The organism is Catenulispora yoronensis (genome assembly GCF_039531695.1).
Taxonomy (GTDB): Bacteria; Actinomycetota; Actinomycetes; order Streptomycetales; family Catenulisporaceae; genus Catenulispora; species Catenulispora yoronensis.
The window spans coordinates 28,626-54,803 of the sequence record NZ_BAAAQN010000047.1; the positions used below are offsets into that span (position 1 = coordinate 28,626).

Below are 26,178 nucleotides of genomic sequence, written 5' to 3' on the forward strand. Positions count from 1 at the left end.
CAACCCCACAGGCAGCGGAGACAACCCATGGCGCATCTGACGTTCGGCAGCCGCACCGACACCGCGGGTATCGATCGCGCACAGGTCGAGGCGTTGGCCGACGAACGGCTCGACTGGCGGTTCAAGGCCCTGCCGCCGGCGGCGTGGGGCCGGACCGTGCAGGCCTACCTGGCCTCCGGACCCCGGCTGTCCGACCTCGGCACCCCGCTCCTCACGCTCGACGCCGGCGCCCTGGACCACAACCTGCGGACCATGGCGGCTTGGTGCCGGGACGCCGGGGTCGCTCTGGCCCCGCACGGCAAGACCACGATGGCGCCGGCATTGTGGCTGGCCCAGCTCGACGCGGGCGCGGTGGGCATCACCTTGGCGAACCTGCCGCAGCTGCGCGTCGCGCGGGCGTTCGGCGTGCAGCGGGTGCTGCTGGCGAACACGCTGGTGGACCCGGCCGGCCTGGCGTGGATCGCGGGCGAGTTGGCGGCCGACGCGGAATTCGCCTTCGTCTCGTGGGTCGATTCGGTCGAAACGGTGGCGCTGATGGACGCCGCGCTGCGGGCGGCCGGCGTCGGCTCCGGCCCGGACCCGGAGACCGACCGGCCGGTCGAGGTGCTGGTCGAACTCGGTGGTGCCGGCGGCCGGACCGGCGCGCGCACCGTGGCCGAGGCGGAAGCCGTCGCGGAGGCGGTGCGCGCCGCGCCGACGCTGCGGCTGGCGGGTGTCGCAGGGTACGAAGGAGCGCTCGCGCACGACGCCACGGCCGAAGGACTCGGCGCCGTCAGCGCCTACCTGCGCGAGCTCGCCAACCTGCATCGTCGCCTGGCATCCGGCTACGAGACGGAGCGTCCGGTGGTGACGGCCGGCGGCAGCGCGTATTTCGACACGGTCGCCGAGATCCTGGCCCCGCTGGCTGGCGAATCAGGGGCCGAAGTCATTGTGCGATCCGGCGCGTATCTCATCCACGACGACGGCTTCTACCACCACATCTCGCCGCTCGCCCGTGGCGCCGGCCCTACGCCGTTCCGCGCCGCGATGCACGGCTGGGCCCGGGTGGTCTCGCACCCCGAGCCGCAGCTGTCCCTGCTGGACGGCGGCAAGCGGGATTTCCCGTTCGACGAAGGGCTGCCGGTACCGCAGGTGGTGCGCGGCGGCGAGGCGGTGTCCGGTGTCGTGACGGCGTTGAACGACCAGCACATGTTCCTGCGCGACGCCGGGGACGCGGCACCGGTCGGGGCGGTGCTGCGGCTGGGCCTGTCGCATCCGTGCACCGCCTTCGACAAGTGGTCGCTGATCCCCGTGGTGGACGACGCCGATCTGCCCGATCCGAAGGTCGTCGGCATGGTGCGGACGTACTTCGGATGACAGGGTTCGTATTCCGTGGAGCGACGGTCGTGGACGGCACCGGGGCGGAACGCTACCGGGCCGACGTCACGGTCGCCGACGGCGAGATCCGCGCCATCGACACTGCTGACGCCGCCAAACACGCCGCTCACCCCGCAAATATTGCTGACGCCGCCAACTTCGCGAACGCCGCCGACGCCCGCGTCATCGACGCCGACGGCCTGGTCCTGGCGCCCGGCTTCATCGACATGCACGCCCACTCCGACCTGCGCATGCTCATCGACCGTGAGCACCCGTCGCGCGTCACCCAAGGCGTCACCTGCGAAGTGCTCGGCCAGGACGGCCTGTCCTACGCGCCGGTCGACGACACCACGCTGCCCGCCCTGCGCCGTCAAATCGCGGGGTGGAACGGCGACCCCGACCCCGAGGACTTCGACTGGGACTGGCGCAGCGTCGGCGAGTATCTGGACCGCTTGGACCGGGGCATCGCGGTCAACGCCTGCTACCTCGTCCCGCACGGCTCGGTGCGGATGATGGCCATGGGCTGGGAGAACCGCGCCCCGACCCGGGCCGAACTCGATCGGATGCGCGAGCTGGTCGCACAGGGCTTGCGCGAAGGTGCCGTCGGCCTGTCGAGCGGCCTGTCCTATACCCCCGGTATGTATGCAGGCACTGATGAGCTCGTCGAACTCTGCGAAGTCGTCGCGGAGCACGGCGGCTACCACTCGCCGCACCAGCGCTCCTACGGCGCCGGCGCGCTGGACGGCTACGCCGAGATGATCGAGATCTCGCGCCGCTCGGGCTGCCCGCTGCACCTCGCGCACGCCACCATGAACTTCAGCGTCAACGCCGGGCGGGCCGCCACCTTCCTGGCCCTGGTCGACGCCGCCATCGTCGAAGGCTGCGACATCAGTCTGGACACCTATCCCTACCTGCCCGGCTCCACCACGCTCGCGGCCCTGCTGCCGAGCTGGTCGGCCGAGGGCGGCCCGGACGCCACGCTGGAAAGGCTGGCGGATCCGGACGTCCGCGAGCGGATCCGGGTCGACGTCGAGGAGCACGGCAGCGACGGCAACCACGGGATGGTCATCGACTGGCGCACCATCCAGATCTCCGGCGTCCGGAACATCGAGGACGAGGAACTGAACGCTCTGGTCGGGCAGAACCTCGCCGAGATCGCCGCGACGCGCGGAGTGAGCGGCACCGAGGCGTTCTTCGACCTGCTGCGCTCGGACCGGCTCGGGACGACGATCCTGCACCACGTCGGCCACGAGGAGAACGTGCGCGCCATCATGCGGCATCCGGCGCACACCGCGGGCAGCGACGGCCTGTTGGTCGGCGCCCGGCCGCATCCGCGGGCCTGGGGCACCTTCCCGCGCTACCTCGGCCACTACAGCCGGGATCTCAAAGTCCTGACGCTGGAAGCCGCCGTCGAGCACATGACCGGCCGGCCGGCGCGGCGGCTGCGGCTGGACCGGCGCGGCCTGGTCCGGGTGGGGTACCACGCGGACCTGGTGCTGTTCGATCCGGAGACGGTGCGCGACGCCGCCACATTCGACGACCCCCGCATGCCCGCGATTGGAATCCAGGAAGTACTGGTCAACGGTGTACCGGTGCTGGCCGGCGGCCGACCCACCGGCGCACTCCCCGGCCGGGCACTGCGCAATACCGAGAAAGGTGTGTCAGCACTATGACGTTCGACCTCCCGCACCCGGACTTCCGGTCGGCCCTGGCCGCGCAGCCGGTGATAGCGGTCGTCCGCGCGCCGTCGATCCCCGACGCCCCGGCGTTGTGCGAGGCTCTGGCGGCCGGCGGCATCGCGTGGACCGAGCTCACGTACAGCACGCCGGGTGTGGGGGCACATCTGCGCGCCGGGGCCGCCGCCGGACATCGGCTCGGCGCCGGGACGGTGCTCACCGCCGCGCAGGCCCGCGAGGCTGTCGACGCCGGAGTCGCGTTCCTGGTGACTCCGGGAGTGCGGCCGGAGGTGGCGGAGGTGGCCCACGAAGCCGGGGTGCCGGTCGTCCTCGGCGCGTTGACGCCGACCGAGGTGGCGATGGCGCTCGACCTCGGCACGGCCGCTGTGAAGATCTTCCCGGCGCGGGCCTTCGGTCCCGGGTACTTCAAGGACCTGCGCGGTCCGTACCCGGGCCTGCCGCTGGTCGCCTCCGGGGGCGTGAACGCGGCCAACGCCGCCGAGTTCCTGGCGCAGGGCGCGCTGGCGGTGTGTGCCGGGACCGAGGTGGTGCCGCCGGAGGTGGTGGCCGCCGGGAACTGGGACGAGATCACGCGGCGGGCGCGGGCTTTTGTGGCCGCGGTGGAGTCGGCGAGTAAGTGAGATCGCCACGTTCGGCGAGTAGGTGAGGTCGCCACGTTCGGCGAGTTGACTGGGACTGCGGAGTTCACCGAGTTGATGGCCGTCATAAGGCAATCGCGCCTTACGCGGTCCCGTACGCGCCGCTAGCGTTCGGAGCATGAGCACCACCGCGCAGACCGCCGTCGACCAGATCGCCGCCTTGTTCGCCGGCGAGGGCGGCGCCGAGTACCTGGGCGAGCCGGTCACGCAGGCCGAGCACATGTTCCAGGCCGCGGCGCTGGCCAAACGCGAAGGCGCGGCGCCGGCGCTGGTCGCGGCGGCGCTGCTGCACGACGTCGGCCACTTCACGGGCGCCGTGCACGGCCGTGACCTGATGGCCGGCCACGACAACCGGCACAGCCACCAGGGCGCGGACTGGCTCGCCGCGTGGTTCGGGCCGGAGGTCACCGAACCGGTGCGGCTGCACGTGGCCGCGAAGCGGTACCTGTGCGCGGTCGAGCCGACCTACTTCGCCAAGCTGTCGGAGGCGTCGGTCTACACCTTGTCGGTGCAGGGCGGCCCGATGTCGCCGGAGGAGGTCGCGGAGTTCGAGGCCGATCCGTACTCGGACGACGCGGTGCGGCTGCGGCGCTGGGACGAGGCGGCGAAGGAGCCGGACGCCGGCGACCCGGGCTTCGAGCACTACCGCGAGCTGCTCACGGCGCTGGTTCGGCAGTAAGGGCGGTGGCGGCGGACGGGTTCGCCGCCAGGGCGTACCAGTGGTCTGTGAAGCCGGTCCAGGTGTTGAGCAGCTCGACGTAGGCGTCCAGGACGTCGTCCATCGCCGCGTCGACGCCTTCCATCGGGTCGGATTCGGCCCAGCTCCGGAGGTCGTCGTACAGGACCTCCGGGTGGAACTGCACGGCCCAGACGCGGGATCCCATGCGGAAAGCCTGATGCGCGAAGCCGTCGGCGCAGTACATCAGCGGGACGGCGCCGGCCGGCAGCACCGAGATCTCGTCGTGGTGCCACTGCACGGCGCGCGCGCCGGGCGGCAGCGTGTCGAACAGCGGATCAGGGTTCGGATACTTCATCAGGGTGCAGAGTCCCACTTCGTCGTGCGCGGCGCGCCGCACCTCGCCGCCGCCCGCGACCGCGAGCAGCTGCGCCCCCAGGCAGATCGCCAGCGTCGGGACGTCGTCGCGCACGGCTTCCCGCAGCAGCTCGAACACCGCCGGCCACCAGGCGATCGGGTCGTACGCGGCCTGGGCTCCGCCGAGTACGATCAAGGCGTCGTGCCCGGACAGGTCGGGCGGGACCGGACGGCCGCTGCGGACGTCCCAGGGGTGGCGCACGTCCAGATCGGCGCCGAGGTCGGTGAGCCGGTCGCCGACGAGGCCGGGGCCGGCGCCGTCCTCGTGCTGGATGACCAGGATCCTCATCCGCCCAGCATCGGGCGACGGGCGGTCGGCGTCCAGCGGGTTTGAGGTTGATCACAATTCACCGCAAGTTTCGTGAACGCGATAAAATGTGGTTATCAATGGCTCAGCCCGCACGACTTCAGTAGGCACGACCTCAGTAAGCACTGCCTCAGCACGCACGCCAGGAGCACCATCATCGCCACGTCCCTCCGCACCCCCACGATCACCCAGCTCAAGGCCTTCGCGACGGTCGCCGAGCATCTGCACTTCCGCGACTCGGCGGCGGTGCTCGGAATGAGCCAGCCGGCGCTGTCCGGAGCGATCGCGGCGCTGGAGGAGAACCTCGGAACGCAGCTGGTCGAGCGCACCACGCGCAAGGTGCTCCTGACGCCGTCCGGGGAGCGGGTGGCGCGGCACGCGCAGCGGGTGCTGGCAGCGATGGACGACCTGGTCGAGGAGGCCGCGGCGGCGCGGAAGCCGTTCACCGGGACGGTGAAGATCGGGGTGATCCCGACCCTGGCGCCCTACCTGCTGCCGGCGCTGCTGCGGCCGCTGAAGAAGCGCTTCCCGGACCTGGAGCTGTTCGTCCACGAGGAGCAGACGGCGGTCCTGCTGGAAGGCATCAGCTCGGGGCGGCTCGACCTGGGGCTGCTGGCGCTGCCGGCCGGTGCGGCGGGCGTCGAGGAGCTGCCGCTGTACGACGAGGACTTCCTGCTCGTGGCCCCGGAGCACACGCTGCCGCCGGGCGGCGGGCCGGTACCGCGGGCGGTGCTGAAGGACCACGAGATCCTGTTGCTGGAAGAGGGCCACTGCCTGCGTGATCAGGCGCTGGACGTGTGCTCGGAAGCCGGCGCGGGAGCCGGCGGCACGCGCGCCGCGTCGCTGTCGACGCTGGTGCAGTTGGTGGCCGGCGGGATAGGGGTGACGCTGCTCCCGGAGACGGCGGTCGCGGTCGACGCGCGGCCCGGATCCGGCTTGGAGGCGCGGCGGTTCGCCGGGGTGGCACCGTCGCGGCGGATCGGGTTGGCGTACCGGTCGTCGTCGGCGCGCGCCGAGGAATTCGCAGGCCTGGCGGCGGCGATGCGGGAAGCGGTGACGGCGGCCGGGCTGCCGGTGCGGCTGTTCGACGCGGAGCGGTCGTCCCGTCGCGAAGAGACACCGGTCGGGATGAAGAGGGGGAGCTGACCCTTCGTCTGTCCCCGCCCCAGGTGAAGCGCCAGCTCCCGACCCAAGAGAGCATTTTGCTGACCGACGCGGGCCACGCCAAGGCTTGTTGCCGATCGGTTATCAACTTTTGCGTGCTGATGACCGATTCGTGACCTTGCAGAACGGCGCGCGGTACTTGTGGGACTCCTGAGGCCGGGTGCGGCCACCATGTCCGATACCGGGCCCTGCTTCAATGAACGGCATGACCTCTCGCGCGACGCCGGTCCCGCCGCTCATAGCCGCCCTGCCCCGCGATCCACGCGGCTACCCGATCCCCGCCATCACGCCGCGGGATCCCGAGGGCCACCCGACGTTCGCCATCACCGGCACCGCCCGCACCCTGATCTGCGCGGTCGAACGCCGCTGCTCGATCTGCGGCACACCAATGCCACCGGGCCCGGTCTACCGAGTGATCGCCGCCGCCGAGACCGAAGCCCTGGCGGCCGCACAGGCCTCAGGCCGTCCGGCGACGAACAAGGCACCGTCCCCAGAACCGCCGGGACACCGCGAATGCATGCTTTTCGCCGCCTTCACCTGCCCCTTCCTCGCCCGCCCGAACGCCCGCCGCGGCCAAGACGCCCACGTCTTCGGCGAGTCACTGACCCGAGGCACCGCCCGCGGTTCGTCCACGGACACCGAGAGTGGCGACCAGATCGGCGGCGCAGTCGCAGGCTTCGCAGACTTCGAATTCCGCTACTCACCCGGCGAGCAGGTCGCGTTCCTGTTCACCGGCCTCACCGAACTGCGGCCGCACCACATGGGCGCCGACCAGATCCCGGAGCTGACGGCGGTGCTGGAGGCACTGGGCTCCACGCCGTGGCCGACCGACGGGGAGGCGTGCCCGCCGTATCTGCTCGACGACGAGGCGGCGGCGGAGGCGCATGCGCGGGGGATTTTGGAGGCGGCGATGGCGCGGCAGCAGGGGGGTTCGTAGGGGGCTGCCGGCTGACGCAGTGCGGTTCGTGGGGCTGACGCAGTGCGGTTCGTGGAGCTGACTGTCGGCAGGGCTCCAGCCACGAAGAAGATCTTCCCAGCGCCGACCACGTCGGGGACACTCTCCACCATGCGCCTTCGCTGGGAACCATCATGGCGGCCAAAACACCTGGCCTACCTGGCCGCCATGATCGCGATGTTCGAGCTCGCCTACGCTGCCTCGCACAGCGTTTGGAGGCTGGTCTGCATCATTGCGGCTGTTGTGTTCATGGGCCGCCTGCCCGTGCCGTTGTCCAAGCGGCGTACTTCAGCGCCTCAGGACGAAGGGCCGCCCACGCCTTCGGAGGCGTAGACGGCCCGGCGTCCGCGACGCGCGATCAGCTCGTCGGCGGCTTGCTCCCGATCCGCAACGTCGGCCCCGTCGTATCCGCGAAGAAGTCATTCCCCTTGTCATCCACCACGATGAACGCCGGGAAGTCCTCCACCTCGATCCGCCACACGGCCTCCATCCCGAGCTCCGCGTACTCCAGCACCTCGACCTTCTTGATGCAGTCCTGTGCCAGGCGGGCGGCCGGGCCGCCGATCGAGCCGAGGTAGAAGCCGCCGTGTTCGGCGCAGGCGTCGGTGACCTGCTTGGAGCGGTTGCCCTTCGCCAGCATCACCATTGAGCCGCCCGCGGCCTGGAACTGGGCCACGTAGGAGTCCATGCGGCCGGCGGTGGTGGGGCCGAAGGAGCCGGAGGCGTAGCCTTCGGGGGTCTTGGCCGGGCCGGCGTAGTAGACCGGGTGGTCCTTCAGGTACTGCGGCATCGGTTCGCCGGCGTCGAGGCGTTCCTTGATCTTCGCGTGGGCGATGTCGCGGGCCACGACCAGGGTGCCGGTCAGCGACAGGCGGGTCTTCACCGGGTACCGCGACAGCTCGCTGCGGATCTCGGACATCGGGCGGGTGAGGTCGACGCGGACCACGTCGTCGTCGAGGTGGTCGTCGGTGGTCTCGGGCAGGAAGTGGCCCGGCTCGAACTCCAGCTGCTCCAGGAACACGCCGTCCTTGGTGATCTTGCCCAGGGCCTGGCGGTCGGCGGAGCAGGAGACGGCCATCGCCACCGGCAGGGAGGCGCCGTGGCGGGGCAGGCGGATGACGCGGACGTCGTGGCAGAAGTACTTGCCGCCGAACTGGGCGCCGATGCCGATGCGGCGCGTCAGCTCCAGCACCTCGGCCTCCAGCTCCAGGTCGCGGAAGCCGTGGCCGGTCGGCGCGCCCTGCTTCGGCATCGTGTCCAGGTAGTGCGCCGAGGCGTACTTCGCGGTTTTCAGCGCGAACTCCGCGGAGGTGCCGCCGATCACGATCGCCAGGTGGTACGGCGGGCAGGCGGCGGTCCCCAGGGAGCGGATCTTCTCCTCCAGGAACTTCAGCATCGCCTTCGGGTTCAGGATCGCCTTCGTCTCCTGATACAGGTACGACTTGTTCGCCGAGCCGCCGCCCTTGGCCATGAACAGGAACTTGTAGGCGTCCCCGTCGGTGGCGTAGAGCTCCACCTGCGCCGGCAGGTTCGAGCCGGTGTTCTTCTCGTCCCACATCGTCAGCGGCGCCATCTGCGAGTAGCGCAGGTTCAGCCGCGTGTAGGCGTCGTAGACGCCGCGCGCGATGTGGGACTCGTCGGCGCCGGAGGTCAGCACGTTCTGGCCGCGCTTGCCCATCACGATCGCGGTGCCGGTGTCCTGGCACATCGGCAGGACGCCGCCGGCCGAGATGTTGACGTTCTTCAGCAGGTCCAGCGCCACGAACCGGTCGTTCGGCGAGGCCTCGGGGTCGTCCAGGATGTTCCGCAGCTGCTGCAGGTGCCCGGGCCGCAGGTAGTGCGCGATGTCGTGCATCGCCGTCTCGGTGAGCAGCCGCAGCGCCTCCGGCTCGACCTGCAGGAACGTGCGGCCGCCGGCCTCGACGGTGCTGACGCCCTCGGTGGTGAGCAGGCGGTACGGGGTCTCGTCCGGCCCCGCGGGGAGGAGGTCGGCGTACTCGAAGTCAGGCATGTTTCCAGCGTACTCACGGGGGTCGGGCCGGCTGTTCGCGCCGTCGCTGTGCCGTCGGCCACATCGGCGTGTGCCGTCGGCCACATCGGCGCCCGGGAGGCCGGTTCGAGGTTGAACTTGAAACATCATACGTCTTACCATCTGACGCATGACGATTTCGCTCGACCGGCCCGGCACCGGCACCCGCGCCGGCGGCGACCCCGGGGCCACGAACCCCTCCCTCGCCGACGCCGACCGCGACGCCGTCAGCGCCGTCGTCGCCGGCACCGACGAAGGCACCCTCATCGACCGCCTCGAAACCCTGGAAACCCTCGGCGAACCCACCCACCCCGCCGACCCGGCCGAACGCCGCCAGCAGAACCTCGCCGGCGGCGCGCTGATCCTCACCGGCATCGTCGTCGTGGCGGCCAACCTCCGTCTGGGCGTGTCCTCCACCGGTCCGCTGCTGGACCAGCTCCGCGACCGCCTGCACCTCGGCGGTGCCGTCGTCACCCTGCTGCCCACGCTCTGGGTCGTGATCTTCGCCTTCGCCGGTCCGGCCGGCTCCTCCCTGGCCCGCCGCTACGGCGCCGGCTCGGTCCTGGCCGCCAGCCTCGGCGTCCTGGTCGCCGGCTCCGCCGTCCGCGGCATCCCGGACGTCCCCGGCCTGCTCGCCGGCTCGGTGCTGGCCGGCATCGGCATAGCCCTGGGCAACGTCCTGCTGCCGGTCGTGGTCCGCACCTACTTCCCGCACCGCGTCGGCACCGTCACGGGCATCTACTCCACGATGATCGCGCTGGGCTCCACGCTCGCCGCCGGCATCGCGGTCCCGCTGTCGGACACCTTCGGCGGCCCCTCCGGCGGCCTGGAGTTCTGGACCCTCCCGGCCCTGGGCGCGCTGGTGCTGTGGACCGCCAGCCGCCGCCACCGCCGCGCCCGCGACGTCCGCGCCGGCCACCCCGCGCACGGTCCGGCCCAGCCGCACATCCCGCTGGCCGCCGCCGCCAAGTCCAAGCTGGCCTGGGCCATGACGCTGGCCTTCGGCCTGCAGAGCATGGCCGGCTACGTGATCATGGGCTGGCTGCCGACGGTGCTGCACGAGAGCGGCATGTCCCAGGCCGGCGCAGGAACCGTGCTGAGCGTGATGTTCGCGATCAACGCCCCGCTGTCCTTCATCGTCCCGCTGACCGCCGCCAAGATGCGCAGCCAGCGGCCGCTGGCCCTGGGCCTGGGAGCGGTGTTCGCCCTCGGCTTCGGCGCCCTGATCGTCGCCCCGGTGGCGCTCGCTTACGTCGCGGCCGTCCTGATCGGCATCGGGATGGCGGCCTTCCCGCTGGTCCTGACCCTGATCGGGCTGCGCGGCGGCACTCCCACCGGCACCGCGGCGCTGTCCGCCTTCTCGCAGTCCGCCGGCTACCTCATCTCCGCCTTCGGACCGATCATGTTCGGCATCCTCGGCCACTCGCTGCACTCCTGGACCGTCCCGCTGGCCATGATGATCGTGGTGGTCCTGGTCCAGGGCGTGGTCGCCGCATACGTGGGTTCGCCCGGGCGCGGCACCTTCGCCCCGGCCGAGTCGAGCAATGAGCCCGGCAACTGAGAGACTGCACGTTGTGGCGAACGGACTCACCGGCATCCAGCGCGGCTCCCTGGTCGACGAGGTCATCGACAAGCTCCGCGAGCAGATCGGCAGCGGCGCGTGGCCGGTCGACACCCGGATCCCGACCGAGCCGGAGCTGGTCGAGGCGCTGAACGTGGGGCGCGGCACCGTCCGCGAGGCGGTCCGCGCGCTGGCCCACGCCGGCCTGCTGGAGGTCCGGCGCGGCGACGGCACCTACGTGCGGGCCCGTTCCGAGCTCTCCGGCGCCCTGCGCCGCGAGCTCCAGGCGACGACCCACGACCACGTCCAGGAGGTCCGGCGCGCGATCGAGGTCGAGGCGGCCCGGCTGGCCGCCCACCGCGCCACCCCGGCCGACCTCGAAGCCTGCGACGAGGCCCTGGCCGCCCGGGACGAGGCCGCGCGCCGCGTGGAGCAGGCCGCGGCCGACGACGACCGCTGGGTCGACGACTGGGTCGAGGCCGACGCGCACTTCCACACCGCGCTGGTGGCCGCCGCCGGCAACCCGCTGCTGCTCGATCTCTACCTGGAGATCGGCAGCGCGCTGCGCACAGTGCTGCGGGAGCGCGCGCACCGCGACAACTTCGACCGGTTCCTGGTGGCCGGGCACGGCTCGCTGCTGGAGGCGATCCGGGCCGGTGACGCGGAGGCCGCGGTGCGGGAGGCGTCGCTGAACGTGGAGACGAGCGGGACGTACTAGGCGTACTGAACGTATTAGGCGTACTGGATGTACTAGGCGTAGTAGGCGTACTGGACGAGCAGAGCCACGGTAAGACGCACCGCACTCGCCACACCCGTATAGTGCGAAAGGTGAGCGTCCCCGCAGCCAGCCCGGCCAACGACCCCCACAACACCATGCGCGCGTCCGACGCCGATCGCGACCGCGTCGCCGACGCCCTGCGCGAGGCCTACGCGGAGGGCCGCCTCGACGTCGAAGAACACAACGAGCGGATCGACCGCGCCTACAACGCCAAAACCCTCGGCGAGCTCGCCCCGCTGCTGTCCGACCTCCCGCAGCGCCACCACATCTCCGCGGCCCCGGCGCCGACCACCGGCGGTCCGATCGGCACGCAGCCCTCGATGCCGCCGGAGTACGCACCGGGCTCCAAGGTGACCGCGGTCTTCGCCGAGCAGAAGCGCGGCGGCCGCTGGCTGGTGCCGTCGCAGACCACGGCGGCGGCCGTCTTCGGCTCGGTCACGATCGACCTGCGCGAGGCCGTCCTCACCCAGCGGGAAGTGGTGATCATCGCGAACGCGGTGTTCGGCTCGATCCAGATCAAGGTGCCGCACGGCGTCGTGGTCCGGGACGAGGGCACCGCGATCTTCGGCTCCCGCACCGGCTCGGACCGGAACGCCGCCGGGGACGTGCCGGTCACGGCGGACTCGCCGGTGGTCGTGATCCGCGGGGTGGCGCTGTTCGGCGAGGTCTCCGTGAAGTACCCGAAGGTCTCGAAGATCGGCAAGTTCCTGGGACGCTGAGGCCGGGGGACGCTAAGGCCGGGGACACTGAGGCCGGCCGACCGCTGCCTCAGCCGGCGGGGCTCACCACGCACGCGGTCCCATAGGCGCAGATCTCGGTCCCCAACTCGCCGGCCGAGGTCTCGAACCGCATCGCCAGCACCGCGTTGCCGCCCCGGCTCGCGGCCTCGTCCGTCAGCCGCCGCATCGCCTCCATGCGGCTGTCGACGAGCATCTTGGTCTGGCCCCTGAGCTCCCCGCCCTTCAGCGACTTCATCGCCGAGCCGAAGGAGCTGGCGACGTTCCGGGCCCGCACCGTCAGCCCGAAGACCTCCCCGAGGACCCGCTCGACGCGGAAGCCGGGGAGGTCGTTCATGGTGCTCACCAGGACGTTGACCGACGGATCCTGGCCGCCGCTGTAGTCAGTGCTCATGACGACAGCTTGCGGAAGAGACGGGGGAACGGCTCGTCACGTGGGCGAACGGGTTAGGAGGACCGGCTCCGGGAGTCAGTCCGTGTCGTCTCCGCCGCTGCTGGTGGCAGCGTCGTCGGCTCCGGCTCCGGCAGCGGCTCCGGTTCCAGCTCCGGCTTCGGCCGCAGCTCCGGCTCCGGCCGCGGCCCCATCCCCGTCCCGGTCCCCGTCCTCATCCGCGTTCCCCGCAACCCGATCCGGCCCGGCCTCGCGAACCTCCTCGACCCGCCGCATCGCGTCCCGCAGCTCGCCGATCCACTCCCCGGCGTTCTTCTCCACCAGCCGCACACACCACGCCAGCGCGTCACTGCGGCTGCGCGCCACGCCACCGTCCACCAGCGTGTCCAGCAACGCCCGCTGCGGCTGCTTCAACCGTGTCATCACCGGTACCGACAAGTGCGTGAACAACCGCCCGTCGTCCCCGCACCGCACACCCCACGACACCTTGCGCCCGAACTTGTGCTCCGCGTCCCGCGCCACGGACATCCGCGCCTCGCGCGTCCGCTCGCGGAACTCCTTGATCCGGCCCTCGACCGCGGCCGCCTTCTCCGCCTCCGAAGCGCCATCGCTATACGCGGGCTCGGCTATACGCCCGATCACCGTGATCTCCTCACGGTCGACCGTGACCTCCGGCGCGCCCTCGAACAGGTCCTCCGGCAGCCGTCCCGTGAACCATCCTCGTGTCTTCTCGATCAACTCTTCACGTGTCGCCATGTATCAACGATTACACGATTACATCGACTACGACAGGTTCGCGGGAACACAAGTAAGGGCCGGGCGTTCGCCATCAGCGAACGCCCGACCCTTTCCCCCTGGTCCCCCCAGGGAGGTCTGCGAGACCTGTCCATAGCTCAATGCTCGGAGCTCAGCGCACACACTGCGCGCAAACCGCGCGCTTCACCGCAAATAGGGTTCCTCTCAAGGAGCCGTTGCATCAGGGCTGCGACTCGTGTCTGGCCAGAGAGTCCACGAGTCTCGTGTGGTGGACGTCGCACCGTCCACTTCCACCACCGCTGGACGCGCCGTGCCGATTCGGTCCACACTCCGTTTCGACCCGCGCCTGCGGCGTGGTACATCTCCCTGCTCGCACCCGGCGTCCGCGTCCGCGATGGCCGTCGCGGAACAGGGCCGGCCCGGTCGAGCGTCGGGCGGTGGCGACGTGTGCGGCGTCGCCGGGTTTCAGCGTAGAGGCGCGTTCGGAGCGGCTGATCCACCAGGCGACGTAGAAAAACGCATCACAATGACTAGGCCGACGGCTGCGACGATGACTAGGACGATCCGGCGCCGCACCACGTCCTTCGGGCGCGGAACCGCGATCGTCCGCCCGTGCGCGTCCCGGCTGTAACACCGGCCCGGGATGGCGCGTCGGTACGGGTGGACTGTCCGACAAAGGAAGCGCGGTGGCCATGGCCAAGCACGACGACGAATTCCTGGAGTTCGCATCAGCACGGAGCTCACACCTGTTCCGTACCGCGTATCTCATGTCCGGGGACTGGCACCAGGCCGAGGACCTCGTTCAGGAGACACTTGGCAAGGTCTACGCGGTGTGGGGGCGCAAGCGGCGTATCGACAACCCCGACGCCTACGCGCAGACCGTATTGACGCGAACTTTCATCTCCGCCCGGCGCAAGCGGAGTTCCCGGGAACTGCCGTCGTCGCAGATCCCCGAGCGCGAGTTCCACGAAGCCGACGCGACCCTGCGCATGACCCTGCTGGCCGGCCTGGCGGAACTGCCCGCCAAGGACCGCGCCGTGCTGGTGCTCCGGTTCTGGGAGGACCGCAGCGTCGAGGAGGTGGCGCACATCATGGGCGCCAGCTCCGGCGCGGTACGGACGCGGACCAACCGGGCCCTGGCCCGCCTGCGGGGCACGCTGGGCGATCGGCTTCCCGATCTCGCGGTCATCTGAGGTTCCGGAACCACGCACGCCATGCGTGCCTTGCAAGCCACGCACGCCACATACGCATACGCATACGCCACGCACGCCACACACACGCCTCTCCACGAAGGACACACATATGAGTGACGACCTGTCCCGCGCCATGCGCGCGACGGCAGAGAACCTGACGCCGGATGTCGGCCGCCTGACGGCCGGCGGGGTCCAGCGCGGCGTGCGCCGCCGCCGGATGCGCCGCGTCTCGCAGATCGCCGGCGCGGCGGCCAGCGTGACCGCCGTGTTCGGGGTGGTGGCGGCGGTCGGCGGCACCGGCTCCGGCCCCACGCCGGCCTCGGCGGCGGCGGGCTCCCAGACGTCGGCGACCAGCACGAGCGCCGGGCCCACCGCGCCGTCGGCGACGCCTAGCTCGTCCCCGGCGTCCTCGACCCAGCCGAAGGGCTCGGAGCTCGCGCCGACCAGCGCCCCCTCGGTGCCGCCGGTGAGCGGCGACACGATCGCGACGCTGCTCCAGCAGGCCCTGGCGGCGAACCACTTCGACCCGGAGACCGTGCTGCACAAGACCGGCACGGAGGTCAACGGCACCGCGTCCGCGGTCCTCAAGGTCGGATTCAGCGCGGGCATCGGCAACATCTCGGTCGTCATCGAGCGTTCGCCGTGGGCGGCCCAGCAGTACGGCAGCTCCTTGCCGCCCTACATCAGCATCAAGGACCGGCCCGACGGCTCGCACCTGACGATCTTCGACGGACCGGAGTGGCCGTCCGGCAACGGCGATCCCAGCGCCAAGCGGCTGGACGTCAGCTGGTACCGCACCGACGGCATCATGATCAACGTCGAGGCGCTCAACGAGGCGACCGAGAAGGGCGACACGACCGCGACCGCGGTGCCGTTGACCGTGGAGCAGGCCACCGCGATCGCGACCTCGCCGGTGTGGAACGACGCCGCGCGCTCGTCGGCGTACCAGTCGTGGGTGACCTGGCAGAACCGGGCCTCCGGCGCCGACAAGGGCGGGGCGGTGCCGGGCGGAGCGGTGCCGGGCGGGGAGGCGGCTAAGCCAACTCGGAGCTCAGCACACTGAGTTCGGTCGTCGGGGCCTGGCAGACGAAGCCCCGGCAGACGTAAGCGGTCGGTTCGCCGTCGATGGCGGGCCGGCCGCTCAGCAGTTCGGGGGTGGGGCCGGTGTCGCCGGGGGGCGGGGTGACGGCGATGACGAGGCCGGGGGCGGTGGAGGCGAGGGCGGCTTGGTGGAGGGTGGGTTCTTTGCCCGGCTCCTTGCCGGCTTCCTCGCCGGAGGCCTTCGCTGCTTCCTTCTCCCCTTCTTTCTCCAGTTCCTTCTCCAGTTCCTTCTCCGCTTCCTTCTCCCCCGCCACGATCGCCACCTCGCGAGGGCCGTCCTCCAACGCCTCGGCGACGGCCAATCCCCAACCCGCGAACCGCGGTGCCCGCTCCGCCAGCGCGCCGGTGAAGCGCAGCGCCTGCTCGGCAGCCTCGCGATGCCGGCCTGAACCGGTGAGGGCCGCGTAGGTCAGCAGCGCACCGGCTGCCGCCGACGTCCCGCCGGGGGTGGCGTTGTCGGTCGGGTCGGCCGGGCGGAAGATCAGAGCCTCGCTGTCCGAGGCGGTGTCGAAGAAGAGTCCTGTTTCGTCGCGGAACTCCTCAAGCACCACATCGAGCAGCTCGCCCGCGAAGCGGTACCAGCGGGTCTCGCCGGTGACGGCGTAGAGCGCGAGCAGTCCCTCGGCCACGTCGGCGTAGTCCTCCAACACGCCGGGGTTCTGCTGCCCCGCGACGCCGTCCCGCGAGGTCCGCGTCAGGCGCTTCGCCTTGCCGTCCCAGTGCACGCGTTCGAGCATGTCAGCAGTCTGCCGCGCGGCGTGCACCAGCTCGGGCCGGCCGACAAGCGCCCCCGCCTCCGCGAACGCGGCGATCGCCAGGCCGTTCCACGCCGCGACCGCCTTGTCGTCGCGCCCGGGAGCGGTGCGCTGCTCGCGGCGGACGTCGAAGAGGCGGGTGCGGACGCGCTGGTGGCGATCGACGTCGTCAGGGTCCTGCAACAGCTGGAGGACGGACAGGCCGTGCTCGAAAGTACCCTCCGGCGTGACGGCGAACAGGGACGCGGCCCAGGCGCCGTCCTCCTCCCCCAGGACCTCGACCAGCTGCGCGGCGTCCCACGCGTAGAACTTGCCCTCGACGCCGTCGGTGTCGGCGTCCAGCGACGAGGCGAAGCCGCCGTCCGGCACCAGCCACAGCTCCCGCAGCATCCAGTCGGCCGTCTCGTGCACGACACGCAGCGCCAGCTCATCACCGGTGGCCCGCCACAGATGCAGATAGACGCGCAGCAGCAGAGCATTGTCATACAGCATCTTCTCGAAGTGCGGCACAACCCACTCCGCATCAACGGCATACCGCGCGAACCCACCCCCGAGCTGGTCATAAATGCCACCCCGCGCCATCGCGACACACGTCGCCTGCGCCATCGCCAACGCCGCCGGCTCCCCGGTCCGCGCATGATGCCGCAACAAATGCTCCACCGTCATCGACGGCGGAAACTTCGGCGCACCCCCGAACCCACCCCGCTCCGCATCGAACTCCCGCAACAACACCCCCACCGCAGCCCCCAACACCTCAGCCCCAGGCACCCCCTCAGCCCGCGCCACCACCCGCGCATTGTGCTCCAACTCCGCCACCAACCCATCCCCGGCCCGCAGCACATCCTCCCGAATATCCCCCCAAGCCCGCCCCACAGCCACCAACAACTGCCGAAACGACGGCAACCCATGCCGCGCCACCGGCGGATAATAAGTCCCCGCCTGAAAAGGCTTCCCCTCCGGCGTGGCAAACACCGTCATCGGCCACCCCCCACCCCCCGTCATCGTCTGCGTAGCCGCCATATAGACGGCATCAACATCCGGCCGCTCCTCACGATCCACCTTGACGCAGACGAACTGCTCGTTCATCAGGGCGGCGGTTTCGGGGTCCTCGAAGCTTTCGTGGGCCATGACGTGGCACCAGTGGCAGGCGGCGTAGCCGATGGAGATGAGGAGGGGGACGTCGCGACGGCGGGCTTCCTCGAACGCCTCTTCGCCCCAGGGGTACCAGTCGACCGGGTTTTCGGCGTGCTGGAGCAGATAAGGCGAGGTCGCGGTGGCCAATCGGTTCACAGCCCCAGCCTCCCACACGCCGGCGCGGACTGGACACGATTCCGTTGCGCCTCGGTCGGACGTCGATGCCACGGCTGGTGGGCCGAGCCGTGCTGAGCAGCGACCAGTCACCGACTCGATCACGAAGTACGAGCAAGGACCCGGGACCGGCATCACGGCGGTCTGCGGTCGCGGCAAGGACTGCCGACGCATTGGAATCCTGGATTTGCCGCTCCCGTCGCCGCCACCTGGCGGGTCGGAGTGGATCGCGGCATACACGACGATGAGTACGACCACGTGCGGGTGTTGTCGACTGGGGCGACTTCCGAGGCAAGTCGGCAGCGCTGTTGGACCTCCGCCACGACCAGACCCTCAGCGCTCGCCAGTAGGAAGAACATCATGCTGGAGTTCCACAGCGAGGACGAGAACGGCGAGGAGTGGGGCGGACGGCCTTCACTGGCCGCCCTCCGCGAGGCCGCGCAGCAGCGGGACCTGGAGCGACAGCAGGCTCGGCGCGGACAGGAGGCGCAGAGCCAGCGTGAATGCCGGCTCGCCATGCTGTCGGATCGCGGCGAACAGCCCTGGGCCGAAGTCGCGGACCTGATCGCTGCGAAGAAGCCGAGTTCCTATGGCGCCGCCGTCCGGCTACTCGTCGATCTCGCGGAGATCAGCCGACGCCGCGATCGAACGATGGAGTTCGCCGAGCGGCTGACCGGACTGGGTTCGACCCATCACCGCGAACCGAGACTCATCGAGCGGCTGAAGGCTGCCGATCTGCCGATCTGCCGTGATCGGACTGCTTTGGAAGGGGACATCTCGGCGCCCTGCTTCTTCGAAGGCTTCTTTCCTCCAGGGGTCGACCGCGCGGCTGGCGGTTAGTGCATCGATCGTGACGCGGACCCAGGTGTGTACGGCACGCCGTACACGGTCGCCATGGCCGACCCAACACGAAGAATCATCAGGGGAACGATCGTCTCCTGGCGGGAAAGCGATCTAGAAAACCGTCGTGTTGCCGCAAGCCGAACCGACTCACGAACACCCCAGGGTATCGAGCCCGGCGTTCCACTCGAACTCAGTCCCACCAGAACGTCCATGCGGCCGCGCCTATAAGGCGTTTGCTTGCCAGATGTTGTCGGGGCAGAACGCGAAGTGCTCGGCCACCACGCGAACAGCTTGCAACGCAAGACTGTAACCGCACCGTTGATTGACCGGGCAGGCCCTTGCTGCCAAGAGCCGCGGCCTTCCCTCTGCCTTTCTCCCGCTGCAACGGCACACTCAGACCAGCGAGTCGCAGGTCGGCGAGGCTACTGGCCGACCGTGAAGATGACGTGCAGCCCGGACGCTGCGGACCGCTTGAAGAACGCCACGAGTTCGACGAAATTGGACCAGGTATAGGCGAAGTCCTCATCGCCGTACTGCGGCCCGTAATCCTCGACGTCGATACGGCCGTAGCCGGCGGCAAGCTTGTCGCGATCGACTGTCGCCGTGGCGTCGGCGACGTCGCGGACCTGCTTCGGGCTGAGGAGACTGACGATGTAGTCGTCGCCCTCGTACAACTGCCTCCCGCCGAAGATCACCGTGTTGAGCGGATAGTCGCCATTGCCGTACCCGAGCAGACCGTCGGTCAGGCAGCGGTGAATCGCGTCCCATGCCTTGTCGGAGTCGCAATAATCCACACCGACCATCTCTCCCTCGATCTCGTCAACGAGCGCTGCGACTTCGTCGTCATCGGCGGCTGCGAGCAGGCGTCCGGCCGTCTGCTCATCGATCGCGAAATGGACCCCGAGGCTCATGCGGCGCACTGTACATCACACGATCATGAGGGATCTAACTCAGAACGGGGGCGATCTTCGGGAACGCCTTACAGCGCCTGCTCACACCGACTCGCAAACACCCCGACCGCGCAGAGAATCCATCCGCGGCGCGCAACGACAGCAAATCAGCTCAGCCGACCATCCGATCGGCACCCCGGTCGGGCGCCTCCGGTGTTGCGGCGGTCGGGTGAAGTTTTCGCCCAACTCGGGCATGCATCGTTAAGTTCATGAATGAGCGGATATGCTGGTTCTGAGCTAAAAGTGCCGATATGGGTGCTTTGATTCGAGATCGAGGGACTTCCCATGCGCACTGTTCTGCACCGTTGCCTGGCCTCGGCCGCCGCTACCGCCGCCGTCTGCTCCATTGCGGGTGTCGCCGTCGCCGCGGTCGGGGACTATCCGCTGACCTCCGGGTCGCTGATTCCTCTCTCCGCCACGACTGGCCTCACGCCTGGTGGCGGTCTGCCCATCGAAGGTCTGGGTTTCGCCCCCGGGGCTTCCGTGGCGCTGACCTTCTTCAGCACCCCCCAGTCACTCGGAAGCGTCACGGCCGACGCGACCGGCGAGTTCAAGCTCACCGTCAAGATTCCGGTCGCGGCGGCGCCTGGTACGCACACCATCCAGGCTGTTGGTCCGGCCGCGGCCGGCGGCACTCTCGACCTCTCGTTGACGATCACCATCGGCAATGCTCTCCCCCGGACCGGTACGGACATCGAGACTCCGCTCGGGATCGGGATCGGAGCTGTCGCCGCCGGTGGTCTCGCCCTGGCGGTGGCCCGGCGACGCACTGCGGCGTGAGCCCTCTCCACTGCCAGCCACCCATAGCCATTCGAGGCGGGGCCAGTCGCTGATGCGTATCTGCCTGTTTAACTGGAAGGACACCCGGCATCCTGCTGCCGGCGGCGCCGAGGTCTTCACCTGGGAGGTTCTCGCACGGTGGGCGCGAGCCGGGCATGATGTCACGTGGTTCACGTCTTCGTTCCCAGGAGGCGCCGAGTCGGAGGAAACCCCGGACGGTGTCCGGATCGTGCGGCGGGGTAGCCGCTGGACGGTCTTCGCCGAGGCACGGCGCTGGTACGAACACGAGGCCCGCGCCGTGCACGGCAGCTTCGACCTGGTCGTCGACGAAGTGAACACCCGTCCCTTCGGGACGCCGGCCTGGGTTCGGGACGCGCCGGTCGTCGCGTTGGCGCACCAGGTCGCGAAGGATGTCTGGTCCGCGGAGTTCCCGGCGCCGGTCGCCGCCCTCGGGCGGTGGGTCCTGGAGCCCTGGTGGCTGCGCCGCTACCGCGACACGCCGACGCTGACCGTCTCCGAGTCCAGCAGGGCGTCGCTCGGCGAGTACGGGCTGCGCAAGGTGACAGTCGTCCCCGAGGGGATCGAGCGCCGACCGCGCGTCGAGTGCGACCGGGAAACGGCGCCCACGATCATCGTTTTGGGTCGTCTCTCCCGCAGCAAGCGTGTAGAGGACGCCATCGAGGCGTTCCGCCGCATGCAGTCGGCCATGCCCTCCGCGCGCATGTGGATCGTCGGCGACGGGCCGGAGTCCACCCGTCTCAAGCGCCTGGCTCCACCGGAGGTCACGTTCTTCGGCAGGGTCGGCGACGCGACGAGGAACGAGTTGCTCGCGCGATCGCATGCGCTGGTCATGACCTCCGTCCGGGAAGGCTGGGGCCTGGTCGTCGACGAGGCGGCGGCCATAGGCACACCGACGATCGCCTACCGGCGGCCGGGGCTGTGCGATTCGGTTCCAGCCGCCCGCGGGGTCCTGGTCGATCCGACGCCGCAGGCGCTCGCCCAAGGCCTGAAGCGCCATCTCCCGCTGTGGCACGCGGAGCCCGCGGTCCAGGGCTGGGCGGGCGGCGCCCGCGACTGGGGCGAGGTCGCCGGCGCCGTGATGGACGCGTGTACGCAGACCGTACGGGACCTGGTTCCCGTGTCGTCGGCCGCACTGCCGGAACAGTTCCGCACGCCGTCGGAGAACCTTGAGGTGGTATGACGCAGGCTGCGCTGTGCAGGTGGCGGGACTCGCGTGCCGACCGCTGATCGTGCCGAGGCCGCGGCACCATCTCGCGGAGCGGTTCTCGATCCGGCCATCCCGGAACAACGGGCGCGCTCGCCGCACGGTCGTCGGCCACGGGGCGGGCTCTCGATCCGATGGCCCGACCGTGGCACGCTCCTGGCGTACGGAGCACCGATCGCACTCGCGGCCGCCCTGGTGTCCGTCTGGTTCAAGCCGGGTTCCTACCTCGCCGCCGGCGACGTCGGCCCGTTCACCAGGAGGAATCTCGACCGCGAGATCTGGTCGGTCTGGAACCACCAGAACGTCTCCACCGGGGGGGCCGGATACGACGTCTGCCGCCTCGCGGACGTCCTGCTGCTCCGGACGACCGATGGGCTCGGGCTTCCGGGCTGGACCGCGCAGTGGATCCTTTATGTCCTGATCCTCGCGTTCTGCGGGTCGGCGGTCTCCTATCTGTCAGCCGTCTGGCTGCAACACGGACTCGCCCGGGGTGTCGCGGGCTGCCTCGCGGTATGCAACGTCTACACACTCGTCACGCTGCTCAACCCCTTGCCGCTTCTGGCATTGGCCGAGGTCGCCCTCCTGGGCGGACAACTGCTGCGCCGTTCGCAGGGCTCACGGGTGTCGGTTCGGGCCTGGTGCCTGGCAACGCTGCCCATCTCCTACCTCGGCGTGAATCCCCCGTTGATCGCCATCGTGGCGATCGGCGTCGCGGGCATGGCGTTCGCCTGCGGCCCGCTCGCCGACGGAGCCCCCCGGCGGGCCTGGTCCTTCCTGGCCCGGGCCCTGCCCTGCGCCCTTCTCGTGAACATGTGGTGGATCGCCCCTGTCGTGTTCGTCCTCTTCGGAAGCGCGACAAGCGATCTGAGCGCGCAGACCGACCCGGCGCAATGGACGTGGACGCAGGTACGCAACTCGGTCGGGAACCTGGTCGCTCTCAACGGACATTGGGGGTGGAACCATGCCGAGTACTACCCCTACTCCGCGGCGATGAACTCCTCCCCATGGGCCTTGCTGCGCTGGGCATTCCCGGCACTGGCCGCAATGGGCACAGCGACCGCCAGACGGTCGTCGACAATCAGACATCCGAAAGCCCTGGGATACCTCGGGCTCGTCGTCGTAGTCCTCCTGTTCCTGTGCAAGGGACTCCACCCGCCGCTGGCATCGGTGAACCTGTGGCTGTTCCGCGTCGTCCCCGGAATGTGGCTCTTTCGCGAGCCGATGAGCAAGTTCGGGGTCATGGTGGTGTTGTGCTACGCGATCCTGGCGGGGGCCGTCGTCGAGCGTTGGATCACACCGGCCGACCGACCGACCGGCCGACCGATCGTCCGACCGCGCGTCCGACCGTCCGTCCGACCGTCGCGGTCGCGATACCGCACGGCCTGGATCGCTGCGGTACCCGCGCTGGTGATCGGCGCGCTCGCCTATCCGTGGCCGCTGTGGACCGGCGCGGTCGTCTCCGAACAGCGCAGCGAACTGCCGGCCGCCCAAGTCACGATCCCAGAAGCCTGGTACCGGACGGCTGACGCCGTCAACCGATCGCCGTCGCCCGGGCGGCTGCTCGAACTTCCGATCCAGGACTACTACCAAGTCACCACCACCTGGGGTTACCACGGCATCGACAACGTTCCTCAGCAACTCGTCGACCGTCCGGTTCTCCAGTCCATTCCCGGCGGCTACTTCGATCTTTCCGCGGACACCCACGCGATGCTCGACGCATTGCAGGACGATCTGGTCGGTCACGCGACCGCGGCCGCACAGCACCTGTTGGCGACCCTGGACGTGTCGCACGTGGTCGTGCGCCGTGACCTGGCCGACGTACCGGGTTCGACACCGAGGCCGGCGGCCGACGCGCTGAGCGCCGGACTGCGTGCCATCCCTGGCGTGCGACTGGCACTCGGCACTCCCGTCGGAGACCTCTTCGAGCTGCACGCGAACGCTGTCACCGTGCACGGCCGAGCCACCGCGATCGCCGCTTCCGACCCGCGCGACACCGGCCGGGAACTGGCGGGCGTACCGGTACCCGGACTTCTCACCGACGATCCGCAGGCGGCTGCGACGGCCGCGCACGTCACGGTGACAGCACGCCGACCGGCATTGTTCTCGCTCGACACCGCCGGCGACTACCGCGTGACACGAAGCGCCGCCGCCGGCTGGTACACCGCCGCCGAAGTACCCGGTGGTGTCCGCCTGGACGATGCCGTCACCGCACGCGTCGCCGACCACACGGTTCCCGGAGCACCGTCGATCTCCGTGTCGGGGGACAGGCGCCCGCCCGCGGCCCTGCGGGTGGGGACCACGGTCTACGACTGGCCGATCCGTCAGCCCATCCGCGTCGACCCCCATCGGGTCGTCACCGTACTAAGCAGCGATGGCGTCGATCTTGCCCGTGGCGACCGGGCATATCCCGGCCCGCGGTGCGGTCCACCAGATCCCACTCCCCATCCGATGGCGAGGGTGACGAGGGTGACAAGGGCGGCGGGTATCGGTCCCGATGCCTGGCGTGTCACCAGCAACTCCGGTGTGGCCTGCGTCAGCGTCCCCGTCCTCCCGCCGAAGACCGACACGGTGCGACTTCGCATCAGAACTCGCACGGCGACGGGCACGCCGCCGCGGATCTGCTTGTGGCAGGACGCAGCCGCTGCCTGCGTCCTGGAGAAGACCCTCTCGCCAACCGCCGGCTGGACGGACTGGTCGGGCAGCACGGCAGTTCATCCGGGCAAGCCCTTGTCGGTGTACCTCTACGCGGACGGCGTCTCCGGTCACCTCGCCGACGAGGAGTACGAGATCACCGCCGTATCACAGCTCGCGCCAAACGGAACGGCCGTCGCACCCGCACCCGGCTGGCGGCCCGGCACGGTGCGGCTGAACGCAGGGCCGAACGCCGCGATCGTGACGACTGCTGGAGACGGCGCACGGGCTGTCGACATGCGCGACTGCGACGGCGGCGCAGCGGGACCGCCAAGCGCGGACCCATCGGCCGCCACCGTGCCGCAATGGGTCCTTCACGCGACGACGCGCATGTCCTGCCTGTACGGAACCGTCAGTGTCGGCCCCGGCTCAGGTGATTATGTCGTCGGTTTTGATTACCGATCGTTGTCGGGCGCCGCTCCACGGTTTTGTGTGTGGCAGGCAGGCACGGGCACGTGCGTGGCCTCGGACCCGCTGCCCGCCACGTCCTCCTGGCAGCATCTGGAAACGACCGTTCACCCTGCCCCAGGCACGCAATCGCTCCAACTCTTTCTCTACGCGGACCCACAAGTCTCGCCGCGCACCGAAGTGGCCTACCGGGCCCCGACTTTCCGTCCGGTGGTTCCGGTGGCCCTCGACGTCCAGCCGGCCTCCGTCCCCGCAGCCCACGACTCTGTCCCCGCCTGGAGCCAGATCGGCGTCGGCCGCTACTCGGCGACGATCCAGAACCCCGGCGACGGAACCGTCGTCGAACTGGCGGAGGGCTACTCGCCGGACTGGCGGATCACCGGCCTGGCGGCAGGCTGGTCAGCGAGTCACTTCCGCGCCGACGGCTACGCCAACGCATGGACTCTTCATGGTCACGGCGCTGTCCGGATGAACCTCGTCCTGGAGTACGCACCCCAGCGATGGCTCGACGAAGTCAGGCGGTCGAGCCTGCTTCTGCTGGCCGTGCTCGTCGTCACGGGGTTTCGGCGGCCTGCCTTCCGCGCGGCACGCTCACTTCGGCGGCGGCTGGAGCGAACTCGATCATGACATCGAAGTTGTTGACGCCGGAGCCGCATGCGTCCTGGGCCAGGATGTCGAACTCTCCGAACTGCTCCCGCAGAACCGCGAACATCTCCGAGTGCAGGTAGGACTTGCTCCGTGCTCGCGTCGAGAACTCCAAGAAGAGATAGCGCATCGAGATCCCGCGCAGACAGCTCACGACATCCAGCTCGAAGCCCTCGACATCGATCTTCACCAGGTCGTAGGCAGATCTGCCGGTGAGCGCGACCGGATCCGGCACGGTGGCGATGGGGACTTCGACGAGCTCGACCAGGTGACCGACATTCTCGGCGATCAATGACCCGGTGCAGGACCTGTTGGGCTCGAAGAACAGCGACGCCCCGTTGTCCTCGCCGCTGTCCGTTCGCGGCGCGAGGGCGTACGGAAAGATCCGCACGCCCTCGAAGTCCGCGGTGTTGCGCTGCAGGAACGGCAAGACGTGCGGGTTGGGCTCGAAGACGTCGACCTCGGCCTGCGGCAGGAGATGCTTCAGCGTCGCGGAGAACTGCCCGAGGTTGCCGCCGAGGTCCAACACCGTGGCGACCGATCGGGGACTCGCGACGTGCTGAAGGATCTGACAGCTGACCTCGTAGGGATAGACCTGCAGGTTCAGCGGAGTCGCCGGATTGTCGAACTCGAAGCGACGCCCGAGGTACTGGATCCGCTTGCGGCCCGTCACCCCCATCCGCAGGTACGAGGCGGCAATGCGCTGATAGTACCCGGCCTTGATCCCGACGGAGAGCCCCGACTGCCACCATTTGCGGTTCCTGTCCACCAGGAAGAGGTTGCGCGCGTACCATGCGAGGTTCGTCATCGGGTCGCC

General features: G+C 69.9%; 23 protein-coding genes and 1 pseudogene. 16 read left to right on the forward strand and 8 right to left on the reverse strand.

Features of this window, described 5'->3' with window-relative positions; all coding sequences use genetic code 11:
* Nucleotides 1-27: 27 nt before the first annotated feature.
* The 4 genes from ABD481_RS31450 to ABD481_RS31465 all read left to right on the forward strand — a co-directional run bounded on the left by ABD481_RS31450 (nucleotide 28) and on the right by ABD481_RS31465 (nucleotide 4,370).
* On the forward strand, nucleotides 28-1,356 hold the full coding sequence (locus ABD481_RS31450) for an alanine racemase (protein WP_344669441.1): 1,329 nt from the start codon (nucleotides 28-30) through the stop codon (nucleotides 1,354-1,356).
* Nucleotides 1,353-3,029, forward strand: coding sequence for an N-acyl-D-amino-acid deacylase family protein (locus ABD481_RS31455; protein ID WP_344669442.1), 1,677 nt, complete (start codon nucleotides 1,353-1,355; stop codon nucleotides 3,027-3,029). Before ABD481_RS31450 ends, ABD481_RS31455 begins: the two co-directional genes overlap by 4 nt.
* On the forward strand, nucleotides 3,026-3,673 hold the full coding sequence (locus ABD481_RS31460) for a bifunctional 4-hydroxy-2-oxoglutarate aldolase/2-dehydro-3-deoxy-phosphogluconate aldolase (RefSeq protein ID WP_344669443.1): 648 nt from the start codon (nucleotides 3,026-3,028) through the stop codon (nucleotides 3,671-3,673). Before ABD481_RS31455 ends, ABD481_RS31460 begins: the two co-directional genes overlap by 4 nt.
* 136 nt (nucleotides 3,674-3,809) lie before the next feature.
* The gene (locus tag ABD481_RS31465) at nucleotides 3,810-4,370 is read left to right on the forward strand and encodes a phosphonate degradation HD-domain oxygenase (RefSeq protein WP_344669444.1); all 561 of its coding nucleotides are present in this window, start codon (nucleotides 3,810-3,812) and stop codon (nucleotides 4,368-4,370) included.
* Here the strand turns inward: ABD481_RS31465 and ABD481_RS31470 are convergent.
* Nucleotides 4,348-5,073, reverse strand: a complete 726-nt coding sequence (locus tag ABD481_RS31470; protein ID WP_344669445.1) for a type 1 glutamine amidotransferase — start codon at nucleotides 5,071-5,073, stop codon at nucleotides 4,348-4,350. The genes ABD481_RS31465 and ABD481_RS31470 overlap by 23 nt on opposite strands.
* Nucleotides 5,074-5,247: 174 nt before the next feature.
* Between ABD481_RS31470 and ABD481_RS31475 the strand changes: the two genes are divergently transcribed.
* The 3 genes from ABD481_RS31475 to ABD481_RS31485 all read left to right on the forward strand — a co-directional run bounded on the left by ABD481_RS31475 (nucleotide 5,248) and on the right by ABD481_RS31485 (nucleotide 7,543).
* Nucleotides 5,248-6,237 (forward strand): LysR substrate-binding domain-containing protein, encoded by a 990-nt coding sequence (locus tag ABD481_RS31475; protein ID WP_344669508.1) that lies wholly within the window; start codon nucleotides 5,248-5,250, stop codon nucleotides 6,235-6,237.
* Between the two features lie 223 nt (nucleotides 6,238-6,460).
* Entirely contained in the window at nucleotides 6,461-7,192 is a 732-nt protein-coding gene (locus tag ABD481_RS31480; protein ID WP_344669446.1) for a hypothetical protein, read from the forward strand.
* A 129-nt stretch (nucleotides 7,193-7,321) separates the two neighbouring features.
* Nucleotides 7,322-7,543 carry a hypothetical protein gene (locus tag ABD481_RS31485; protein WP_344669447.1) on the forward strand — a complete coding sequence of 74 codons (222 nt, stop codon included), beginning with the start codon at nucleotides 7,322-7,324 and terminating at the stop codon, nucleotides 7,541-7,543.
* A gap of 25 nt (nucleotides 7,544-7,568) precedes the next feature.
* Here ABD481_RS31485 and ABD481_RS31490 read toward each other — a convergent pair whose 3' ends face one another.
* Nucleotides 7,569-9,221, reverse strand: a complete 1,653-nt coding sequence (locus ABD481_RS31490) for a fumarate hydratase (protein ID WP_344669448.1) — start codon at nucleotides 9,219-9,221, stop codon at nucleotides 7,569-7,571.
* Nucleotides 9,222-9,369: 148 nt separating this feature from the next.
* On the opposite strand from ABD481_RS31490, the gene ABD481_RS31495 reads away from it, so the two are divergent.
* The 3 genes from ABD481_RS31495 to ABD481_RS31505 all read left to right on the forward strand — a co-directional run bounded on the left by ABD481_RS31495 (nucleotide 9,370) and on the right by ABD481_RS31505 (nucleotide 12,297).
* Nucleotides 9,370-10,800 carry an MFS transporter gene (locus tag ABD481_RS31495; protein ID WP_344669449.1) on the forward strand — a complete coding sequence of 477 codons (1,431 nt, stop codon included), beginning with the start codon at nucleotides 9,370-9,372 and terminating at the stop codon, nucleotides 10,798-10,800.
* Nucleotides 10,801-10,813: 13 nt separating this feature from the next.
* The gene (locus ABD481_RS31500) at nucleotides 10,814-11,518 is read left to right on the forward strand and encodes a FadR/GntR family transcriptional regulator (RefSeq protein WP_344669450.1); all 705 of its coding nucleotides are present in this window, start codon (nucleotides 10,814-10,816) and stop codon (nucleotides 11,516-11,518) included.
* A 110-nt stretch (nucleotides 11,519-11,628) separates the two neighbouring features.
* Nucleotides 11,629-12,297 (forward strand): DUF1707 SHOCT-like domain-containing protein, encoded by a 669-nt coding sequence (locus tag ABD481_RS31505; RefSeq protein ID WP_344669451.1) that lies wholly within the window; start codon nucleotides 11,629-11,631, stop codon nucleotides 12,295-12,297.
* 49 nt (nucleotides 12,298-12,346) lie between these two features.
* On the opposite strand, the gene ABD481_RS31510 is transcribed toward ABD481_RS31505, so the two are convergent.
* Together ABD481_RS31510 and ABD481_RS31515 are read right to left on the reverse strand one after the other, a co-directional pair.
* Nucleotides 12,347-12,709, reverse strand: a complete 363-nt coding sequence (locus ABD481_RS31510) for a YbjQ family protein (RefSeq protein WP_344669452.1) — start codon at nucleotides 12,707-12,709, stop codon at nucleotides 12,347-12,349.
* Between the two features lie 75 nt (nucleotides 12,710-12,784).
* Nucleotides 12,785-13,462 carry a hypothetical protein gene (locus ABD481_RS31515; RefSeq protein ID WP_344669453.1) on the reverse strand — a complete coding sequence of 226 codons (678 nt, stop codon included), beginning with the start codon at nucleotides 13,460-13,462 and terminating at the stop codon, nucleotides 12,785-12,787.
* 692 nt (nucleotides 13,463-14,154) lie between these two features.
* On the opposite strand from ABD481_RS31515, the gene ABD481_RS31520 reads away from it, so the two are divergent.
* Together ABD481_RS31520 and ABD481_RS31525 are read left to right on the forward strand one after the other, a co-directional pair.
* Nucleotides 14,155-14,655 carry a SigE family RNA polymerase sigma factor gene (locus ABD481_RS31520; RefSeq protein ID WP_344669454.1) on the forward strand — a complete coding sequence of 167 codons (501 nt, stop codon included), beginning with the start codon at nucleotides 14,155-14,157 and terminating at the stop codon, nucleotides 14,653-14,655.
* Between the two features lie 109 nt (nucleotides 14,656-14,764).
* The gene (locus tag ABD481_RS31525; RefSeq protein ID WP_344669455.1) at nucleotides 14,765-15,718 is read left to right on the forward strand and encodes a hypothetical protein; all 954 of its coding nucleotides are present in this window, start codon (nucleotides 14,765-14,767) and stop codon (nucleotides 15,716-15,718) included.
* Here the strand turns inward: ABD481_RS31525 and ABD481_RS31530 are convergent.
* Entirely contained in the window at nucleotides 15,690-17,801 is a 2,112-nt protein-coding gene (locus tag ABD481_RS31530; RefSeq protein WP_344669456.1) for a thioredoxin domain-containing protein, read from the reverse strand. The two genes, ABD481_RS31525 and ABD481_RS31530, sit on opposite strands and share 29 nt — an antisense overlap.
* Nucleotides 17,802-18,179: 378 nt before the next feature.
* Between ABD481_RS31530 and ABD481_RS31535 the strand changes: the two genes are divergently transcribed.
* Complete coding sequence (locus ABD481_RS31535) at nucleotides 18,180-18,659, forward strand: hypothetical protein (protein ID WP_344669457.1); 480 nt, start codon at nucleotides 18,180-18,182, stop codon at nucleotides 18,657-18,659.
* A gap of 193 nt (nucleotides 18,660-18,852) precedes the next feature.
* Here the strand turns inward: ABD481_RS31535 and ABD481_RS47485 are convergent.
* Nucleotides 18,853-18,956, reverse strand: a pseudogene (locus tag ABD481_RS47485) (DUF4253 domain-containing protein); the annotation flags it as partial.
* A 128-nt stretch (nucleotides 18,957-19,084) separates the two neighbouring features.
* Nucleotides 19,085-19,573, reverse strand: coding sequence for a YfbM family protein (locus ABD481_RS31540; protein ID WP_344669458.1), 489 nt, complete (start codon nucleotides 19,571-19,573; stop codon nucleotides 19,085-19,087).
* 324 nt (nucleotides 19,574-19,897) lie between these two features.
* On the opposite strand from ABD481_RS31540, the gene ABD481_RS31545 reads away from it, so the two are divergent.
* The 3 genes from ABD481_RS31545 to ABD481_RS31555 are packed head-to-tail and all read left to right on the forward strand — an operon-like array spanning nucleotide 19,898 to nucleotide 25,343.
* On the forward strand, nucleotides 19,898-20,392 hold the full coding sequence (locus tag ABD481_RS31545; protein ID WP_344669459.1) for an LPXTG cell wall anchor domain-containing protein: 495 nt from the start codon (nucleotides 19,898-19,900) through the stop codon (nucleotides 20,390-20,392).
* Between the two features lie 52 nt (nucleotides 20,393-20,444).
* A complete protein-coding gene (locus tag ABD481_RS31550; RefSeq protein ID WP_344669460.1) occupies nucleotides 20,445-21,593 on the forward strand; it encodes a glycosyltransferase family 4 protein in 1,149 nt (382 codons plus the stop codon).
* A 33-nt stretch (nucleotides 21,594-21,626) separates the two neighbouring features.
* Entirely contained in the window at nucleotides 21,627-25,343 is a 3,717-nt protein-coding gene (locus tag ABD481_RS31555; protein ID WP_344669461.1) for a hypothetical protein, read from the forward strand.
* On the opposite strand, the gene ABD481_RS31560 is transcribed toward ABD481_RS31555, so the two are convergent.
* Entirely contained in the window at nucleotides 25,270-26,169 is a 900-nt protein-coding gene (locus ABD481_RS31560) for an FkbM family methyltransferase (protein ID WP_344669462.1), read from the reverse strand. The genes ABD481_RS31555 and ABD481_RS31560 overlap by 74 nt on opposite strands.
* Nucleotides 26,170-26,178: the final 9 nt, after the last annotated feature.

Bases quoted from the DNA above. Each gene is read 5' to 3' on its own strand.
- ABD481_RS31450 (WP_344669441.1), top strand. From the start codon at position 28: ATGGCGCATCTGACGTTCGGCAGCCGCACCGACACCGCGGGTATCGAT.
- ABD481_RS31455 (WP_344669442.1), top strand. From the start codon at position 1,353: ATGACAGGGTTCGTATTCCGTGGAGCGACGGTCGTGGACGGCACCGGG.
- ABD481_RS31460 (WP_344669443.1), top strand. From the start codon at position 3,026: ATGACGTTCGACCTCCCGCACCCGGACTTCCGGTCGGCCCTGGCCGCG.
- ABD481_RS31465 (WP_344669444.1), top strand. From the start codon at position 3,810: ATGAGCACCACCGCGCAGACCGCCGTCGACCAGATCGCCGCCTTGTTC.
- ABD481_RS31470 (WP_344669445.1), bottom strand. From the start codon at position 5,073: ATGAGGATCCTGGTCATCCAGCACGAGGACGGCGCCGGCCCCGGCCTC.
- ABD481_RS31480 (WP_344669446.1), top strand. From the start codon at position 6,461: ATGACCTCTCGCGCGACGCCGGTCCCGCCGCTCATAGCCGCCCTGCCC.
- ABD481_RS31485 (WP_344669447.1), top strand. From the start codon at position 7,322: ATGCGCCTTCGCTGGGAACCATCATGGCGGCCAAAACACCTGGCCTAC.
- ABD481_RS31490 (WP_344669448.1), bottom strand. From the start codon at position 9,221: ATGCCTGACTTCGAGTACGCCGACCTCCTCCCCGCGGGGCCGGACGAG.
- ABD481_RS31495 (WP_344669449.1), top strand. From the start codon at position 9,370: ATGACGATTTCGCTCGACCGGCCCGGCACCGGCACCCGCGCCGGCGGC.
- ABD481_RS31510 (WP_344669452.1), bottom strand. From the start codon at position 12,709: ATGAGCACTGACTACAGCGGCGGCCAGGATCCGTCGGTCAACGTCCTG.
- ABD481_RS31515 (WP_344669453.1), bottom strand. From the start codon at position 13,462: ATGGCGACACGTGAAGAGTTGATCGAGAAGACACGAGGATGGTTCACG.
- ABD481_RS31520 (WP_344669454.1), top strand. From the start codon at position 14,155: ATGGCCAAGCACGACGACGAATTCCTGGAGTTCGCATCAGCACGGAGC.
- ABD481_RS31525 (WP_344669455.1), top strand. From the start codon at position 14,765: ATGAGTGACGACCTGTCCCGCGCCATGCGCGCGACGGCAGAGAACCTG.
- ABD481_RS31535 (WP_344669457.1), top strand. From the start codon at position 18,180: ATGCTGGAGTTCCACAGCGAGGACGAGAACGGCGAGGAGTGGGGCGGA.
- ABD481_RS31540 (WP_344669458.1), bottom strand. From the start codon at position 19,573: ATGAGCCTCGGGGTCCATTTCGCGATCGATGAGCAGACGGCCGGACGC.
- ABD481_RS31545 (WP_344669459.1), top strand. From the start codon at position 19,898: ATGCGCACTGTTCTGCACCGTTGCCTGGCCTCGGCCGCCGCTACCGCC.
- ABD481_RS31550 (WP_344669460.1), top strand. From the start codon at position 20,445: ATGCGTATCTGCCTGTTTAACTGGAAGGACACCCGGCATCCTGCTGCC.
- ABD481_RS31560 (WP_344669462.1), bottom strand. From the start codon at position 26,169: ATGACGAACCTCGCATGGTACGCGCGCAACCTCTTCCTGGTGGACAGG.